At 67.4% G+C, this 15,517-nt stretch carries 13 protein-coding genes and 1 tRNA gene; 8 read left to right on the top strand and 6 right to left on the bottom strand.

Translation table 11 applies throughout. The features are described 5' to 3' along the window. Positions 1-300: 300 nt before the first annotated feature. On the bottom strand, positions 301-1,197 hold the full coding sequence (locus ACZK3J_RS15685; protein ID WP_414578518.1) for a M48 family metallopeptidase: 897 nt from the start codon (positions 1,195-1,197) through the stop codon (positions 301-303). A gap of 89 nt (positions 1,198-1,286) precedes the next feature. Beyond that, positions 1,287-3,173 carry a formylglycine-generating enzyme family protein gene (locus ACZK3J_RS15690; RefSeq protein WP_049423890.1) on the bottom strand — a complete coding sequence of 629 codons (1,887 nt, stop codon included), beginning with the start codon at positions 3,171-3,173 and terminating at the stop codon, positions 1,287-1,289. Between the two features lie 84 nt (positions 3,174-3,257). Here ACZK3J_RS15690 and rnd point away from each other — a divergent pair, with 84 nt between their 5' ends. Together rnd and ACZK3J_RS15700 are read left to right on the top strand one after the other, a co-directional pair. Next, positions 3,258-4,337: a ribonuclease D gene (gene rnd, locus ACZK3J_RS15695; protein ID WP_049461864.1), complete on the top strand. Its 1,080-nt coding sequence runs from the start codon at positions 3,258-3,260 to the stop codon at positions 4,335-4,337. Between the two features lie 156 nt (positions 4,338-4,493). Then, positions 4,494-6,533, top strand: coding sequence for a DUF4034 domain-containing protein (locus ACZK3J_RS15700; protein WP_238380422.1), 2,040 nt, complete (start codon positions 4,494-4,496; stop codon positions 6,531-6,533). Positions 6,534-6,621: 88 nt separating this feature from the next. Here the strand turns inward: ACZK3J_RS15700 and ACZK3J_RS15705 are convergent, their stop codons facing one another. Both ACZK3J_RS15705 and ACZK3J_RS15710 read right to left on the bottom strand, forming a co-directional pair. Continuing rightward, positions 6,622-8,952, bottom strand: a complete 2,331-nt coding sequence (locus ACZK3J_RS15705) for a TonB-dependent receptor (RefSeq protein ID WP_032130294.1) — start codon at positions 8,950-8,952, stop codon at positions 6,622-6,624. A gap of 180 nt (positions 8,953-9,132) precedes the next feature. Next, positions 9,133-9,714: a TetR/AcrR family transcriptional regulator gene (locus ACZK3J_RS15710; RefSeq protein ID WP_049461862.1), complete on the bottom strand. Its 582-nt coding sequence runs from the start codon at positions 9,712-9,714 to the stop codon at positions 9,133-9,135. A 101-nt stretch (positions 9,715-9,815) separates the two neighbouring features. Between ACZK3J_RS15710 and ACZK3J_RS15715 the strand changes: the two genes are divergently transcribed. From ACZK3J_RS15715 to ACZK3J_RS15730, 4 genes are all read left to right on the top strand, one after another. Next, positions 9,816-10,871: a sugar phosphate isomerase/epimerase family protein gene (locus ACZK3J_RS15715; protein WP_049461861.1), complete on the top strand. Its 1,056-nt coding sequence runs from the start codon at positions 9,816-9,818 to the stop codon at positions 10,869-10,871. Between the two features lie 21 nt (positions 10,872-10,892). After that, entirely contained in the window at positions 10,893-11,786 is an 894-nt protein-coding gene (locus ACZK3J_RS15720) for an alpha/beta fold hydrolase (protein ID WP_049461860.1), read from the top strand. Then, on the top strand, positions 11,776-12,708 hold the full coding sequence (locus ACZK3J_RS15725) for an alpha/beta hydrolase (RefSeq protein ID WP_049461859.1): 933 nt from the start codon (positions 11,776-11,778) through the stop codon (positions 12,706-12,708). Before ACZK3J_RS15720 ends, ACZK3J_RS15725 begins: the two co-directional genes overlap by 11 nt. 94 nt (positions 12,709-12,802) lie before the next feature. Further along, positions 12,803-12,878 (top strand) — tRNA-Ala (locus ACZK3J_RS15730). A gap of 62 nt (positions 12,879-12,940) precedes the next feature. On the opposite strand, the gene ACZK3J_RS15735 is transcribed toward ACZK3J_RS15730, so the two are convergent. Then, complete coding sequence (locus tag ACZK3J_RS15735) at positions 12,941-13,111, bottom strand: hypothetical protein (protein WP_165929940.1); 171 nt, start codon at positions 13,109-13,111, stop codon at positions 12,941-12,943. A 161-nt stretch (positions 13,112-13,272) separates the two neighbouring features. Here ACZK3J_RS15735 and ACZK3J_RS15740 point away from each other — a divergent pair, with 161 nt between their 5' ends. Then, entirely contained in the window at positions 13,273-13,758 is a 486-nt protein-coding gene (locus ACZK3J_RS15740; protein ID WP_134951937.1) for a hypothetical protein, read from the top strand. Between the two features lie 6 nt (positions 13,759-13,764). Here the strand turns inward: ACZK3J_RS15740 and ACZK3J_RS15745 are convergent, their stop codons facing one another. Then, on the bottom strand, positions 13,765-14,526 hold the full coding sequence (locus ACZK3J_RS15745; protein WP_478476059.1) for an SDR family oxidoreductase: 762 nt from the start codon (positions 14,524-14,526) through the stop codon (positions 13,765-13,767). A 132-nt stretch (positions 14,527-14,658) separates the two neighbouring features. On the opposite strand from ACZK3J_RS15745, the gene ACZK3J_RS15750 reads away from it, so the two are divergent. Continuing rightward, entirely contained in the window at positions 14,659-15,501 is an 843-nt protein-coding gene (locus ACZK3J_RS15750; protein ID WP_134951936.1) for a bifunctional transcriptional activator/DNA repair enzyme AdaA, read from the top strand. Positions 15,502-15,517 lie beyond the last annotated feature (16 nt).

The raw sequence follows: 15,517 nt of genomic DNA on the forward strand, positions 1-15,517 counted from the left end.
ACGCATGCGTGGATGAATCTCCATCGGAATCGAATATTTCGAATCGAGATCGAAGAGCATCCACGCATGGCGTGGATCTACTGCAGGTCGCGAGAATCTGTCGAAGGCGGGGCGGGTCCGGTTGCGGGAGTGTCCGCGGCATGGATGCCGCGGCCAAGCCCCCATGGACGGGTTTACGGCGTCTCCCGCAACCGGACCCACCCCGCCATCCCACGGAATGCACGCTGTTGCTGTTGCTGTTGCTGTTGCTGTTGCTCTGGCTTGTAGCAGGTGCAGGGCGCAGCCCTGCCGAACAACCCCCTACTTTGCCTGCTCGCAGAACTTCTGCCGGTACTCGAGTGCCTTCGGCATCAGCGCCTGCAGGTTCTGGATGCGGGTACCCGGGTTGGGATGGGTCGAGGAGAATTCCGGCGGCGCCTGGCCACCGCTGGCCTGGCTCATGCGCTGCCACAGCGGCACCGCCTCGCGTGGATCGAAGCACGCTGCCGCGGCCAGCATCAGCCCCACTTCATCGGCCTGCGTCTCGTGGCTGCGCGCATACGGCAGCAGATACCCATAACCCATCGCCGACATCATCATCTGTTGCTGCTGCGCATCCATGCCGCTGGCGGCGCCGGCCACCTGCCCGATCTGGGTCAGCTTCTGCTGGGCCATCCGCTGTGCACCGTGGCGCAGCAGCGCATGGGCAATCTCATGGCCCATCACCACCGCCATCGCATCACGGGTGCGCGCCACCGGCACCAGCCCGGTGTAGACCGCCATCTTGCCGCCCGGGAGGCAGAACGCATTGGCCTGCTCGGACGGGATCACATTCACTTCCCACTGGAAATCCCGCGCGAAATGCGCCGGCTGCACGCCGTGCTCCTGGGCCAGCGCGGTCTCCACCACATCGACCTTGGTAATCAGCCGCTGGGCGATGTCACGCACATCGCGCGCGATCGGCGCATTGGGATCCATCGGCCGTTCCTGCGACAGGATCTGCTGGTAGGCCTGCAGCCCCAAAGCGGTCTCCTGCCGCGCATCCAGGCTGCTGTCGATCATCACCTTCTCGCCGGTATACGGATCCACCGTGCGGTTGGAAAACCAGTAGAAGACCGCATAGCCGGCGGCCAGCAACAGCACCCACCAGCGGATGTTGCCGAACAGGCCGCGCCGTTGCGGGCCTTGCGGCGAGCGGGAGAAGGGATCATTGCGCATCGGGTCGGCTTCCAGCAGGCCCCGCCGGCCGGCGGGCACGGCGCAATCTTAGTGCGCCGATGCCAGCAACGGGTGAAGCCGGCCGCCGATCAGATGCCGCGTACCAGGCGGAAGCCGATGCGCGCGTTGGTGGTATCCGAGTCCTGGGATTGCCGCCAGGCGGCACGGGTCTGCTCCGGCGCATTGGCCCAGTTGCCGCCCCGGATCACCCGTGCGCGGCAGCCCGGGTTGAACCAGGCGGCGCCATCGGAGGGCGCGCGCCGGTAGCTGGCATGCCAGCAATCGGCCACCCATTCGCTGAGATTGCCGCCCATGTCGTGCAGGCCGAAGGCATTGGCCTGGAAACTCCCTACCGGTGCCGGCCCCCACCAGCCATCGCCATAGCCGATGAAGGCGTTGTGCCAATGCCGCCCGGACGGCGACACGTCCTTGCTGCCGGTGAAATTGCCGCTGCCCGGCGGCGGCGTGCCGGCATCGCCCCAGGGGTAGCGACCACTGCTGCCACCGCGCAGCGCGTACTCGAACTCTGCTTCACTGGGCAACCGGTAGCTGCGCCCGGTCTGCTCGGACAACCATGCCGCATAGTTTTCGGCATCGCGGATGCTGACGTGCATCACCGGCGAATTGGCCATCGCGCGGCCACCGTCGTAATCCGAGCGCCAGTCCACGCCGCTGCGGCGGATGAAGTTGCCGCTGCGTTCGTCATAGACCACCGAATGGCCGCGCCGCGTCGCCCGTGGGCGCGCATTGGTCGCCTTCACGTAGCGCTGGAAATCGCTGACCGTGACCTCGGTGATCGCCATCGCAAAGCCTCGATCAAAGCGCACATAGTGCGATGGTCGCTCGGCATCGCTCGAGCCCGGCTCGGCATCGCCGGCGCCCATCTGGAAACCGCCATGCGGCACCACCACCATCTGCGGCCCGCGTCCGCCATCGCGCATGGCGTCGCTGAACACCTGTCCAGGGCGGAAGCTGCCGTAGTGGGTGGCCAGGTCGATACGCTCACGCAGCTGGGCCACCACCGCGTCTCCCGGCAGGGCGATGCGCAGGGCCTCGGCCAGTTTCTCGCGCGCCGGCTTCAGGCCCTGCGGCGTGGACAGGTCGCGCAGGCCGTCATCGCGCAGCTGCAGCAATGCCGCCGCACGGATCTGCTCGATGCGCTCGAACGCGTCGGCGATGGTGGGCGACGAGTCGCGCACCTTGCTCGCTTCGGCCAGCCAGGTGCCGGCGCTGGCGAAATCACGCGTGCGTGCCGCGTCTTCGGCGCGGCGGATCAGTCCACTTTCGGCCGCGGCCAGTCCTTGCCGTGCGCGGCTGTTGTCCTCATCCAGTGCCAGTGCCTCACGGAAGTTGCCGATGGCCCCATCCCCGTCTTCACCGATCCGGTCCGAGCGCAGGTCCTCTTCGCCGGCGCGGTTATAGGCCACCACACGCTGGGCAAGCTCCACCCGTCCCTGCAGCGCACGCACCTTTTCGTCCTTTGGCGCCAGCGTCAGCAACACCAGCGCCTGGCGGCTGGCCTCAGCCAGCGCCTCGCGCTGCTTCAGCGGCCGCACCAGCAACGCATCCGCCTGCTGCTGCAGGCGCTGGCGGGCGCGCTGCAGGCCTTGGCGAGCCTGGCGGTCATCCGGATCCTCTTCCTGTACCGCCAGCCACAGCGGGATGGCGGCATCGGCATCCTCATAGAGCCGTCCTTCGGCGAACGCCTGCTCGGCGGCGCGGCGCAACTGGGCCAGGCTGCGGCCCTGGCGGTCCACCCGCGGCGGCGTCCACTGCTGTACATCCTCGGCGGCATCCTCACCGGCGATGGTCACGCTGCCCTGCCCGGCCTGCGGGCGCTCGTCGCTGTCTGCGTCCGCGGACGGGCGCGCCTGTTCCCCGGCACTCCGGTCCGTTGCCGTGGGGGGCGACGGCGTGCAGCCGGCCAGGGCCAAGGCCAGGGCGGTGCACAGCACGGGCGACAACGAAAAACGCAAGCAGAGCCTCCTTCGGCACGGACGCGCACCGACGTTAGGCTATTCTCCCCTGCCTGAGCAAACCCGAGTAGTAGGCCCTGACCCGTGGCAACCTGGATCACCACCCCCGCCGAGCTGGATGCGTACTTCCAGCAGCGCCCGACCCGCATCGGCCTGGATACCGAATTCATCCGTGAGCGCACCTTCTGGCCGCAGCTGGCCCTGGTGCAGATGGCGATCGGGCAGGACATCCTGCTGATCGACCCGCTGATTCCCGGCATGACCGAGGCGCTGGCGCCGTGGCTGGCCGATGAATCCATCACCAAGGTGATGCACAGCGCCAGCGAAGACCTGGTCGCCTTCAAGTGGGCGTGCGGCGTGCTGCCACGGCCGCTGTTCGACACCCAGATCGGTGCTGCGCTGGCCGGCATCGGCGGCGGCATGGGCTACCAGAAGCTGGTGGCGGAAATCACCGGCGTCGCCCTGGCCAAGGGCGAAACCCGTTCGGACTGGATGCGCCGCCCGCTTTCGGAGTCGCAGCTGCAGTATGCCGCCGACGACGTCGAGCACCTGTTCGCGCTGCATGACGCCATTGATGCCAAGCTGCAGGCACTCGGCCGCCAGCAGTGGCTGCACGACGATGGCGAGCGCCTGCTGGCCAGCGTCGCCAATGACGAAGACCGCTGGCCGCATCTGGCGATGCGCTCGGCGCAGTTCCTCGACGCGGCCGCACAGCACCGCCTGCTGCGCCTGCTGCGCTGGCGTGATGTGCAGGCACGCAACAGCGACCGCCCGCGAAGCTGGATCCTGGACAACGAACTGGCCGCCACCCTGGCGCGCACGCCACCGGCCGACGAGGCTGCGCTGGGCAAGCTGTTCGAGCAGTTCCCGAAGGCACCGCGCAAGCTGGCCGGCGCGGTCTGGCAGGCGCTGTCCACACCGCTGGCCGATGAGGCCGGGGCACCGCTGGCGCTACCCGCCAACGACAGCAACAAGCAGGCGGTGAAGAAGCTTCAAGACGCGGTGGCCGAGCGCAGCCGCGAGTTGGGCCTGCCGGATGGCGTGCTGGCCTCCCGCAAGCATCTGGAAAGCTATCTGGAACGCCGCCAATGGCCGGCAGCACTGGCCGGCTGGCGCCAGCAGGAACTGGAATCGCGGTTGCAGGCGCTGCTGCCCGCACACTGAGATCAACCGGCGCCGGGCAACCCGGCGCCGGCGCCGGCGCCGCAAACATGAGCATCTGCCATGCTTGCCGACGCGGGCGCGGGCCTGTCCAATAGCGTCCCCGCTATTGTTGGATTGCATCAGATGACAAATGGACTTGTAAAAGACGGCCTTTCCATGGACGACCTGGCCTGGCGCGCGCAGGCGCGCACCGCGCTGCAGGAACACGACCATGCAGCACTTGAGGCGCTGCTTGCCCCACACGAACAGGCCTGGCTGAACGGCACCCGGCCGCTGCCCGGCATCCGCTGGCGCCTGCGCAACCTGCAGGACACGGCGCTGCCCCTGGATGAGCGCCTGCAGCAGGCGCAACGATGGGTTGCCGCCGCTCCCCACAGCTATTACGCACACCTGCGCCTGGGTGCCTGCTGGGAGTCGGCCGCTGGCGCCCTGCGCAGCGCCGATGTGGCCGCACTGGTGGAAGACAGCCAGTGGCTGGCCGCACAGCAGGCACGCGACCACGCCGTGCATGCCTACCTGCAGGCGATCGCGCTGTCGCAGCGCCCGGCGTTGGCGCTGGATGGCATCAAGCGCATCACCAGCTACCTGCGCGAGCCAAACTGGCTGCGCGCACTGCAGGCGGGGCAATCGCCCGAATCCGATGAAGCCGCCTTGGCCGAGCACTATCCGCAAGCCTGGCCGCAGGCATTGCAGCTGCTTTCGCGCTTCGGTGCCCCGTTGCAGACGCTGCCGGATACGCTGCCCACGTTGCTGCGCGATCGCAGCGAGGACGATTTCGATGCGCCTCTCGCGTACTGGATGCGCCTGGTGCTGGAGCAGCGACCGGACGACCTGGGCACGCTGGAAGACACCCTCTACTACCTGTACCCGCGCTGGGGCGGCAGTCACGAAGCGATGGAGGATTTCATCGATGGCGGCTGGTGTCGTGGCCTGGAGCTGGCACAGCGCAATGCGTTGCGCTGGTGCAAGGAACAGGACTGGATGGGAGACCTGCCGCGCCGCGGGGATGCCGAAGCGGTAGCCGTGCATGAGCGCGCGTATGCACAGATCCTTGACTGGCACCTGGAGGGCTACGTGCGTGCTGAAGTCCTGACCCAGCGTGCTGCACTCCGCTTTCATCTCGGGCGCATCGAGGAGATCGAAGACCAGGTGCAATGGGATGCCGGATGCATGCAGGCCGTGCTTGAGGACCTGCAGCAGGCCTGGGTGCTGGATCGAGACATGGTCCTGCACGGAGGTTTCAGCAGCCTGGAAGCCTGCACCTGGTTCGCCCATGTTGACGGCGCCGAAGCGCTGTTCGCGCAGGTGGTGGACTACGCCGCGCGCGAAGGTGATTCCGCGCTCGGCCTGCTCTGGGCCGCAACCGCCATCGAGCATGGGCTGCTCGGCCAGGCAGCCGATCCGGCACGTGCGCACCCCCTGCTGCAGCGCGCCCTGAAACTGGCGGCGCAGCAGAAGACGTCCACGGTCACCTTCGCTTCCAATCTGTTCTGCGATGTCTCGCAGGCCGCAGGCCTGTCGCTGTTGCAGCGCATGGCCGACGACGGCGACGCCGGTGCGATGGCCGCGCTGTGCGACCTGTACAAAGGCCGGTTGGGCGGCCGCGACCAGCCGGACTTCGTCGATGCCCAGAAAGCCCTGTACTGGCAGGAGCGTGCCGTCGAAGGCGGCGACCTGATCGCCACCTACAACCTGGCCGTGCGCCTCGTCGCTGCAGGCGGCGCGGATAATGAAGCGCGTGCGCGCGAGCTGTACCTGCGCTGCCTGCGCGAAGCCGACGCCGGTGAGCGCGTGTGGGGCCCGACCTGCCGCAACCTGGCCTGCCTGGCATTCGATGGCCAGGCCGACGCGCACAAGCGCGAAGCGGTCGAACGCGCCTTGATTCCGCTGTGGTGGCGCGGTGAGGACGACGACAAACTGTGGGCGGCCGGCTACCTGGCCGACGTCTACCACTTCGGCAACGGCGTCCCGGCCAATGCGTTCCTGGCGCTGACCTGGCTGCAGCGCGCCAGCGAGATCGATCCGGAGTATGTGGACGTGGTGCGCATGGCGCCGCTGATCAACGGCGAGGGCCGCTGGTTCGGTGCCAGCCGCGCACGCAAGCAGCAGGAACAGGACCGCCAGCAGGTGGACAGCGCCACCTGGGCCCTGACCTTCGGCCAGCGCAGCCAGGACAGCGACCTCACTGCGGTCTGACGCAACGAAAAGGGCGGCCCGGATCACCGGGCCGCCCTCTTGATTCAGGCAGTGCGATGGCAGGCTGGCCCGCCATCGCGACAGCGCATTACCAGTTCATGTTCAGCGAGACACCGACGGTACGCGGCTCGTTGTAGACCGCGGCCATGTAGTTCTCGATCACACCCTTGAGGTTCTTCTCGTTGGTGATGTTGCGCGCGAACAGCGCCACTTCGTAGGCACCGTAGTTGCCCGAGTAGCCGATCTTCAGGCCACCCTCGAAGTCACCCTTGGAGTTGAACTCCTTGCTGTCGTACAGCACGAAGCTGGTGTAACCCTGCTTGTTCCAGTCGGTGGAGACGAACATGGTGCCGGCGTCGCTCACCGGGAAGTCGTAGCGGGCCGCCAGGTTGACGTTGTACTTCGGCGCGTTCGGCAGCGGGTTGCCGTCGATCTGCGCGAAGGTGTTGGCACCGACCTTGATGGTCGGGTCGCCGACGGTGCACACCACCTGGCCATTGAGGCCGCAGACCTGCGCGTACACGCGCTTGTCCTTGATCTCGCTGTGCAGCAGGCTCAGGCCGGCGCTCAGGGTCAGGTTCGGGATCGGACGCAGCTCCATGTCCGCTTCGAAACCGTAGGCCTTGGCCTTGTCGGCGTTGAACAGCACGCCGTTGCCGTCCGAATCGTTGCCGTTGAGCTGGATGTCGTTGACGGTGTAGGTGAACGCGGTGGCGTTCAGGCGCAGGCGGTTGTCCCACAGGCTGCTCTTCACGCCCGCTTCCCAGGACAGGATGGTCTCGGAATCAGCGGTGGTGAAGTCGGCATTGAACACCGCCGAACGGCCCTGGATGGTCGGGCCGCGGAAGCCGCGTGCGACCTTGGCGTAGACGCTCACGTCCGGCGTGATCTGATACATCGCGCTCAGATCCCAGCTCGGGGTGGTGTCGGACATCTTGACGTCGGTGCGGCCCTTGTAGGTGACCACGCCAGCGGCAGTGTCAGCCGTCTTCAGCAGGCGGGTGTGCTTCTCGTCCTTGGTCTGGCGCAGGCCGGCAGTGACGGTGAACTTGTCGGTGAAGGCGTAGCTGATCTGGCCGAAACCGGCCCACGAGGTATTCTTGTTGCGCAGGCGCACCCAGTTGTTCGGGTTGCGGGCCGCGCCCTGCAGGAACCACGCGCGCTGGTAGAAGTCGGTGGTGTCGCTGCCGTTGAAGTAGAACGCACCGGCCTGCCACTGCAGGGCGCTGTCGTCATGGCTGGCCAGGCGGAATTCCTGGGTCCACTGGTCCAGGTCACGGATGCGGCCCATCGACTGGCCGTAACCGTTCGGCACGCCGTTGACCGGGAAGTTCACCGCGGCGCCGCCGTCGGTGTCGCCACGGCTGTAACCGGAGGTGGTTTCGTAGGCGGTGATCGAAGTGAAGTCGATCGCGCCGAAGTCATAACGCGCCTTCACCGAACCGCCATAGGTCTTGTACGCCTGCGGGTTGTTGCCGGCTTCGTCGTAGGCGACCTTGTCGCGCGGCACGTCGGTCTTGTTCGAGCCCTTGGTCAGCGCACCGCGCAGGAACAGGGTTGAGGTGCCTTCGTAATCACGGGCGTGGGCCGAGGCCAGGATCGAGAACTGGTCGCTCGGGGTCAGCAGCAGCTGGGCGCGCACGTTGCGGTCATCGAAGCCGCCCATGGCGTTCTTCTTCGGGCTGACCGTGCCGTCGGCGCTCGGACCCTTGTAGGTGTTGTCGACGTAATCGTCGCGGTGCTGGTACAGGGCCGACACACGGAACGAGGCGATGTCGTTGATCGGGCCACCGAAGCCGCCGTCGATCGACACGCTGTTGTAGGACGCGTAGCTGGCGCTGACGCGGCCGGTGTAGTCCTGGGTCGGCTTCAGGGTGTCGAACTTGATGATGCCGGCGGTGGTGTTGCGGCCGAACAGCGAGCCCTGCGGGCCGCGCAGCACTTCCACCTGGTCCACGTCATAGACCGGGTTGGACTTCAGCACCACGTGTTCCAGCACCACGTCGTCCTGGATGATCGACACCGGCTGCGAGGCACCGAGGTAGAAGTCGATGTTGCCCAGGCCACGGATGTAGAAGCGCGGGAAGATGCGACCGGTGGTGGTTTCCGCATACAGGCTCGGCACGCGGCCGGACAGCGCCAGCAGGGTGTCGTCGCCGCCGGCGGTGAAGTCGCGCATGCGCTCGCCCTGCACCACGCCCACCGAGACCGGCACTTCCTGCAGGTTCTGCTCACGGTGTTCGGCGGTCACGGTAATCGTGTCCAGGCCGGTCGGGGTCGGCGCGCTGTCCTGTGCGGCGGCGCCGAAGCTGCCGACCAGGGCCAGGCCGGCACAGGCCAGGGCCAGCGGATGGCGGCGGAAGGAAACGAAGGAAGACGACATACCCGACAGGCGGCGGGAATCGGAATGGGAGGGCATGAAATGCTCTGAGGAGGCGTCCGTGCGGCCTGCGCGAGCCGGGCGGCAAAAAGGAGGATAACTGCGCAAGCCGCCATTATCCCCCAAATTGTTACGATTTCGTTGCGCAGCACCCAAACCCGGCGAAACAAGCGGTTTCGGCACAGTCACCGGGCATTCGGCACGCCCCGAAGGCTTGACTCAGGGCAGCGGGGTCAACGCCACATCGACCATCGCCAGCAGCCGCTCGCGGCTGATGCCGTCACGGGCCTGCACCGAAATGCCGTGCAGCACCGTGGCGAAGTGATCGCCCAGTGCCTGCACCGCCACATCGCCGGCCAGCTGCCCTTCGGCCTGCGCCTGCTGCAGCCGCGCAATGATCGCCGCCGTACGCTGGCGACGATGGCTGGCCAGCCAGTCCCGTACGCCCTCGCCATCGGGCGACACGCTGCTGGCCGAGGACACCACCAGGCAACCGTGTGGCCGCCCGCGCCGGGTGTAGGTCAACACGGCGTCACGCAGCATGGACCCGATCGCCTCGCGCAGCGTGGCCTGCTCCAGCGCGCGCGGCGCGAAGCCGCCCTCGCCTTCCTCGTACAGCGCAACGGCTTCGCGGAACAACTGCTCCTTGCTGCCGAACGCGGCATAGATGCGTGCAGAGGCGATGCCCAGTGCTTCCACCAGTGCCGACATCGACGTGCCTTCATAGCCGTGCTGCCAGAACAGCAGCATCGCCTTGCGCAACGCCTGGTCCCTGTCGAATTCGCGCGGTCGCCCTGCCATCTGCCTGCCTGCTCCAGTGAGGCGCGCAGTGTAACGCGGGTGTTGACCACCGCGAGGGTCGCGCCTATTCTTTGTTGAGCGACAAACAATTGGAGCAACACATGCAGACCCTCAAGGGCCCCAGCCTGCACCTGGCGCAGTTCGCCGGCGACCAGGCCCCGTTCAACAGCCTCGCCAGCATTGCCGCGTGGGCCGCCGGCCACGGCTTCAAGGCGCTGCAGATTCCCGCGTGGGATGGACGCCTGTTCGACCTAGCCACGGCTGCCGACAGCCAGGACTACTGCGACGACCTCCGCGGCACCCTGGCCGAGCACGGCCTGCAGGTCAGCGAACTGACCACCCACATCCTCGGCCAGCTGGTGGCCGTGCATCCGGCCTACGACGAGCTCTGCGATGGCTTCGCCCCCGAAGCACTGCGCGGCAACCCGAAGGCCCGCAGCGAATGGGCGCAGCAGCAGCTGCACCTGGCCGCCCGCGCGTCACGCCGTCTCGGCCTGCAGGACATGGGCACCTTCTCCGGCTCGTTCGCCTGGCCGTATCTGTTCCCGTTCCCGCAGCGCCCGCCGGGCCTGATCGACGCGGCGTTCGACGAACTGGCACGACGCTGGCGGCCGATCCTCGATGCCTGCGAGGACAACGGCATCAACCTCTGCTACGAGATCCATCCCAGCGAAGACCTGCATGACGGCACCAGCTTCGAGCGCTTCTTCGAACGCGTCGACCAGCACCCGCGCTGCCGCATCCTGTTCGATCCCAGCCACTTCGTGCTGCAGCAGCTGGACTACCTGGAGTACCTGGACATCTACCACCCGCTGATCCGCATGTTCCACGTCAAGGATGCGGAGTTCCGCCCGAGCGGGCGCCAGGGCATCTATGGCGGGTATGCCGACTGGACCGAGCGCGCCGGCCGCTTCCGCTCGCTGGGCGACGGCCAGGTCGACTTCAAGTCGATCTTCTCCAAGCTGGCCCAGTACGACTACCAGGGCTGGGCAACGCTGGAATGGGAGTGCTGCCTGAAGGACCAGGAAGCCGGCGCGCGCGAAGGTGCCGCGTTCATCCGCGACCACATCATTCCGGTCACCGACAAGATCTTCGACGACTTTGCCGGTGCACCGATCAGCACCACACAGATGCAGCACATGCTCGGCATCGCCTGAGCCCCAACGGAGCACTCCCTCATGACCACTTCCCTTTCCGCTGGCGCTGCCGGCGACGACGCCCTGCGCCACCACTACCTGCGCATCGATGGCCAGCGCGTGCATTGCGTATCCGCGGGTCACGGTGAACCCGTGCTGCTGATTCCCGGTTGGCCGCAGACCTGGTACGCCTGGCGCCACGTGCTGCACGCGCTGGCCGAGGCCGGTTTCGAAGCGATCGCGGTTGATCCGCCCGGCATCGGCGAGTCCGACCGCCCCATCCACGGCTATGACACTGGCAGTGCCGCCGCCGTCCTGCACCAGACGATGCGGGCGCTGGGCCACGACCGTTACCAGGTGGTCGGGCATGACATCGGCATGTGGATCGCCTATGCGCTGGCCAGCGATCAGCCGCAGGCCGTGCGCCAGCTGGCGGTCACCGAAGCGGTGATTCCCGGCCTGGCGCCGGAACCGGGCATCTTCGCCGCACCGGCTGACAACATCTTCCTCTGGCACTTCATGTTCAACCAGGTGGCCGACCTGCCGGAAGCATTGATTACGGGGCGCGAGCGCGCCTACCTGGAATTCATGTTCGACCGCTGGTCGTACCGGCGCGATGCGGTGGCCGCCGATACCTATATTGCCGCCTACAGCCGCCCTGGCGCCCTGAGGGCGGGCTTCGCCTGGTACCGCGCGATTCCGGAAACGATCCGCCAGAACAAGCTGCGTGCGCAGCACCGTTTGCCGATGCCGGTGCTGGCGATCGGCGCCGAACACGCCACCGGCGATGCGCCGATGCTGACCCTGCAACCGCATGCCGATGATGTGCGCGGCAGCATCGTGCCGGGCTGCGGCCACTTCATCATGGAAGAAGCGCCGCAGGCGTTCCTTGCACAGCTGCTGCCGTTCCTGCAGGAGGCACGCCATGCTGCTTGAACCGGCGCTGCAGCAGTTCGTCGACGCCGTCGCCGCCCATGCGCTGCCGGAAGACCTGCGCGAACTGCGGGCGATCAGCGAGAACGCGCTGCCACAGTTGCAGGGAGCACCACAGCCGGTTGCGCATGTGATCGAACACACGGTAATCGCGCGCGACGGGCATGCGCTGGAGCTGCGTTTCTACACGCCGGAAGGGCTTCCCGACGGACCGGTACCGGCTCTGCTGTTCGCCCACGGCGGCGGTTGGTTCCAGTGTTCGCTGGCGGTCTATGACGGCCCCTGCCGCGCGCTGGCCAATGCCAGCGGCTGCGTCGTGGTGGCGGTCGGCTACCGCCTGGCCCCGGAGCATCCGTTCCCGGTGCCGCTGCATGATGTCGCTGACGCCTGGCAGTGGCTGCAGATCAACGCCGCAGGCCTGGGCCTGGACCTGCAACGACTGGCGATCGGGGGCGACAGTGCCGGTGGCAATCTCGCTGCCGCCTGCTGCCTGCTGCTGCGTGTTCTCGGCCTGCCGCAGCCGCGCCATCAGCTGCTGCTGTACCCCGCGCTGGATGCCGGCATGGGCAGCGACTCCTACCGTGAGTACGCCAGCGGCTACTACCTCAGCGCCGAACTGATGCAGCGCTGCTGGCAGGCCTATCTGGGTGGGATGGATCTGGATCCACCGCCGGCACTGGCCTCGCCCGCCCACGCAAGCAACCTGCAGGGGCTGGCGCCAGCCTCCGTGCTCAGCTGCGAGCACGACCCGCTGCGCGACGAGGCCGAGCAGTACGCGCACCGCCTGCAGGCTGCGGGTGTCGACTGCACGCTGGAGCGGCTGCCGGGGATGATCCACGCCTGCATCCACCTGCAGGACGTGGCTGTTTCCAGCGGCATGGCGGTACAGCGCGCGGGCGATCTGCTGCGCCAGGCGCTGGCCTGAACCGGCTGGGGACGGCGGCAGATCCACGCCTGCCGCCGTCCCGGCCCGGCGCTTGGCAAGCCCGGCAGGCGGCGCTACACTGAAAGTCTGCCGTGGGGCCATAGCTCAGCTGGGAGAGCGCGTCGTTCGCAATGACGAGGTCAGGAGTTCGATCCTCCTTGGCTCCACCACTATTCAGAAGAACCCGTAGATCTCCGTGATCTGCGGGTTTTTTCTTTTCAGCGCCCGCGGCTCAGGCCGGCTCCTCGCCGCCGTCCTTGCGCTGCGGGCTGCGCGAGTGCGTATCGCGCACCTGTTGATCGCGCTGCCCCGGCCGCTGCTTGGCCACGTCGTCCTGCTTCCTGTCCTGGCGGCTTTCCTGGATGCCCTGCTTCGGGTCCTGATCCTTGCCTCGCTCGTTCATTGAAATCTCCCTCGCCGGCGGAACGCCAACGTTGCCCATCACGCTAGAGGTTGCCGGGTAAGCCACAGGTCAGTCCTGTGCCAACGTCATGTGCAGGCACTGGCTTGCCGCTGCGGCCCCCGTGCAGCCAGAATCCGAGGCACCACGCCCACCGGTATGCCATGCCCTCTTCTGTCCAGCACGCAGCACACGCCGTGCCGATGCGCCTCGATGCGACCGACGGCAGCATCCAGCTCGGCAATCTGCCGGCCTTGATCTGCCCCACGCTCTCACTGGATGAAGCGCGCATCGCCTTTACCGCCTTGGCAAGTGGGGAGCGTGATGTCGGCACCGGCTATCACTGGCTCAGCCTGCACCGGCTCAGCCTGGGCGGTGCGCCCGCTGGCATCAGCCTGTGCTTCCACGGGCAACAGCTCGACATGGTGACGATGGGCGTCGATCTACCCGGTGCAACACTGGAAGACGGCTGGCCAACCCAGGCAGCGATCGATGCCGAAGTCGCGTTCATGCGCCGCACCTTGGCCACGGCATTGGGGCGAAAACTGACCGGCGGCTGCGCCCGGTTCAACTGGGGCGAAGCCTGGGCCCGTTTCGATCCGAAAGGCTTCATGGCCAGCAGCGGCATTCGCTACTCACCACGCACGTGACCGCGCTCAGGTACGGGTGATCGACACCCCACCCTCCACGCGCATCGCGGTGCCCGTAACGAAACTGCTCTCATCGCTGGCCAGGAACAGCGCCGCATTGGCGATCTCCTCCGGCTCGGCGAGGCGCTTGAGTGCGTGCAGCGAGCGCACGAAGTCGCGGGCATCGCCGGTCGGTGCGGCCTGCCGGCCCATCTCCGTATCGGTGCCACCGGGCAGCAGTACGTTGCTGCGCACGCCGCGCGCACCGTACTCGGCAGCGATCACCTGGCTCAGGCCGATCAGCCCGGCCTTGCTTGACGCATAGGCCGCCATGCCCGGGAATCCCACGGTGTGGCCGACGAAGGTACCGACGAACACCAGCGAGCCGCCGCCGCGCGCCAGCAGTGCCGGCAGCTGCGCGCGTGCCGCATGGAACGCGGCGTCGAGATTGGTGGCCATCACCTCGCGCCAGGCATCCACCGGAAACTCCGCCGCCGGCACGCCCGGGCCGAGCATGCCGGCATTGTTGAGCGCGATGTCCAGGCCGCCGAATGACTGCTGGGCCAGATCGACCAGCGCCTGCGCCGTGCCCGGGTTGGCCACGTCGGCGGCATGCACCACGGCTTCGCCACCGGCAGCGCGAATCTGCTTGGCCAGCGCCTGCAGCGGCTCCGGCCGCCGTGCGTTGAGCACCAGCTTTGCTCCTTCGGCGGCGAAGCGCAGCGCGCTGGCGCGGCCGATACCGGCGCTGGCACCGGTGATGAGAGCGATCTTGTTGTTCAGGCGCATGGTCGTGGTACCGGTTGTGAAGTGGCCGCCACGATGCCGTGCCTTCGGCCCGCCAACACTCCGTTTCCGGGCCTCACAGGTGAGTGCAGGAAACGGAGTTTCCGCAGCACCGGCACGTGCCAGAATCCGGCCATGGACAGTACCGCCACCACCGCCCTCGATGACCGCATCGAACGGGTCTGCCGCCACCTGCAGACCAGCCTCGACGAACCCTCGCTGCAGGAACTGGCCGATATTGCTGGCTGCAGCCCGACGCGCCTGCATCGCCTGTTCAAGCAGTCCACCGGGCTGACCCCCAAGCAGTACGCCGCCGCGCTCCGCGCCGACCGCCTGCGCACCGGGCTGGAACAACAGGAACGCATCACCGACGCCTTCCACGATGCTGGCTTCGGTTCCAGTGGACGCTTCTACGAGAACGCACCGAAGTTGCTGGGCATGACGCCCAAGCAATGGCGCGCAGGGGGGCGCGGCGAAGTCATCCACTTCGCGCTTGCCGAAAGCTCACTGGGCAGCGTGCTGGTGGCCAGCAGCGGGACCGGCGTGGTCGCGATCCTGCTCGGCGACGATCCGGAGACCCTGCTGCAGTCGTTGCAGCAACGCTTCCGCCAAGCCGAACTGGTCGGCGCCGACCAGGGCTACGAGCAACTGGTGGCACAGGTCGTAGGCCTGGTCGAGGATCCTTCGCGAGGCGCCACGTTGCCGCTGGATATCCGTGGCACCGCGTTCCAGCAACGGGTGTGGCAGGCACTGCAGCAGATTCCGCGCGGGCAGACTGCCTCGTATGCGGATATCGCCGCGCGTATCGGCGCGCCGCGCTCAAGCCGTGCCGTCGCACGCGCATGCGCAAGCAATCCGTTGGCGGTGGCCGTGCCCTGCCACCGCGTGGTGCGCCGCGATGGCGACCTGTCCGGCTATGCCTGGGGCGTAGCGCGCAAGCGCGAACTGCTGCGCCGGGAAAAGGCAGCCAACGGCTGATGCAACCCGGTAGCTG

The sequence above is a fragment of the Stenotrophomonas sp. 86428_Sma genome, from assembly GCF_056481585.1.

Bases quoted from the DNA above. Each gene is read 5' to 3' on its own strand.
- ACZK3J_RS15705 (WP_032130294.1), bottom strand. From the start codon at position 8,952: ATGCCCTCCCATTCCGATTCCCGCCGCCTGTCGGGTATGTCGTCTTCC.
- ACZK3J_RS15750 (WP_134951936.1), top strand. From the start codon at position 14,659: ATGGACAGTACCGCCACCACCGCCCTCGATGACCGCATCGAACGGGTC.
- ACZK3J_RS15740 (WP_134951937.1), top strand. From the start codon at position 13,273: ATGCCCTCTTCTGTCCAGCACGCAGCACACGCCGTGCCGATGCGCCTC.
- ACZK3J_RS15700 (WP_238380422.1), top strand. From the start codon at position 4,494: ATGGACGACCTGGCCTGGCGCGCGCAGGCGCGCACCGCGCTGCAGGAA.
- ACZK3J_RS15685 (WP_414578518.1), bottom strand. From the start codon at position 1,197: ATGCGCAATGATCCCTTCTCCCGCTCGCCGCAAGGCCCGCAACGGCGC.
- ACZK3J_RS15725 (WP_049461859.1), top strand. From the start codon at position 11,776: ATGCTGCTTGAACCGGCGCTGCAGCAGTTCGTCGACGCCGTCGCCGCC.
- ACZK3J_RS15745 (WP_478476059.1), bottom strand. From the start codon at position 14,526: ATGCGCCTGAACAACAAGATCGCTCTCATCACCGGTGCCAGCGCCGGT.
- ACZK3J_RS15735 (WP_165929940.1), bottom strand. From the start codon at position 13,111: ATGAACGAGCGAGGCAAGGATCAGGACCCGAAGCAGGGCATCCAGGAA.
- ACZK3J_RS15710 (WP_049461862.1), bottom strand. From the start codon at position 9,714: ATGGCAGGGCGACCGCGCGAATTCGACAGGGACCAGGCGTTGCGCAAG.
- ACZK3J_RS15720 (WP_049461860.1), top strand. From the start codon at position 10,893: ATGACCACTTCCCTTTCCGCTGGCGCTGCCGGCGACGACGCCCTGCGC.
- ACZK3J_RS15715 (WP_049461861.1), top strand. From the start codon at position 9,816: ATGCAGACCCTCAAGGGCCCCAGCCTGCACCTGGCGCAGTTCGCCGGC.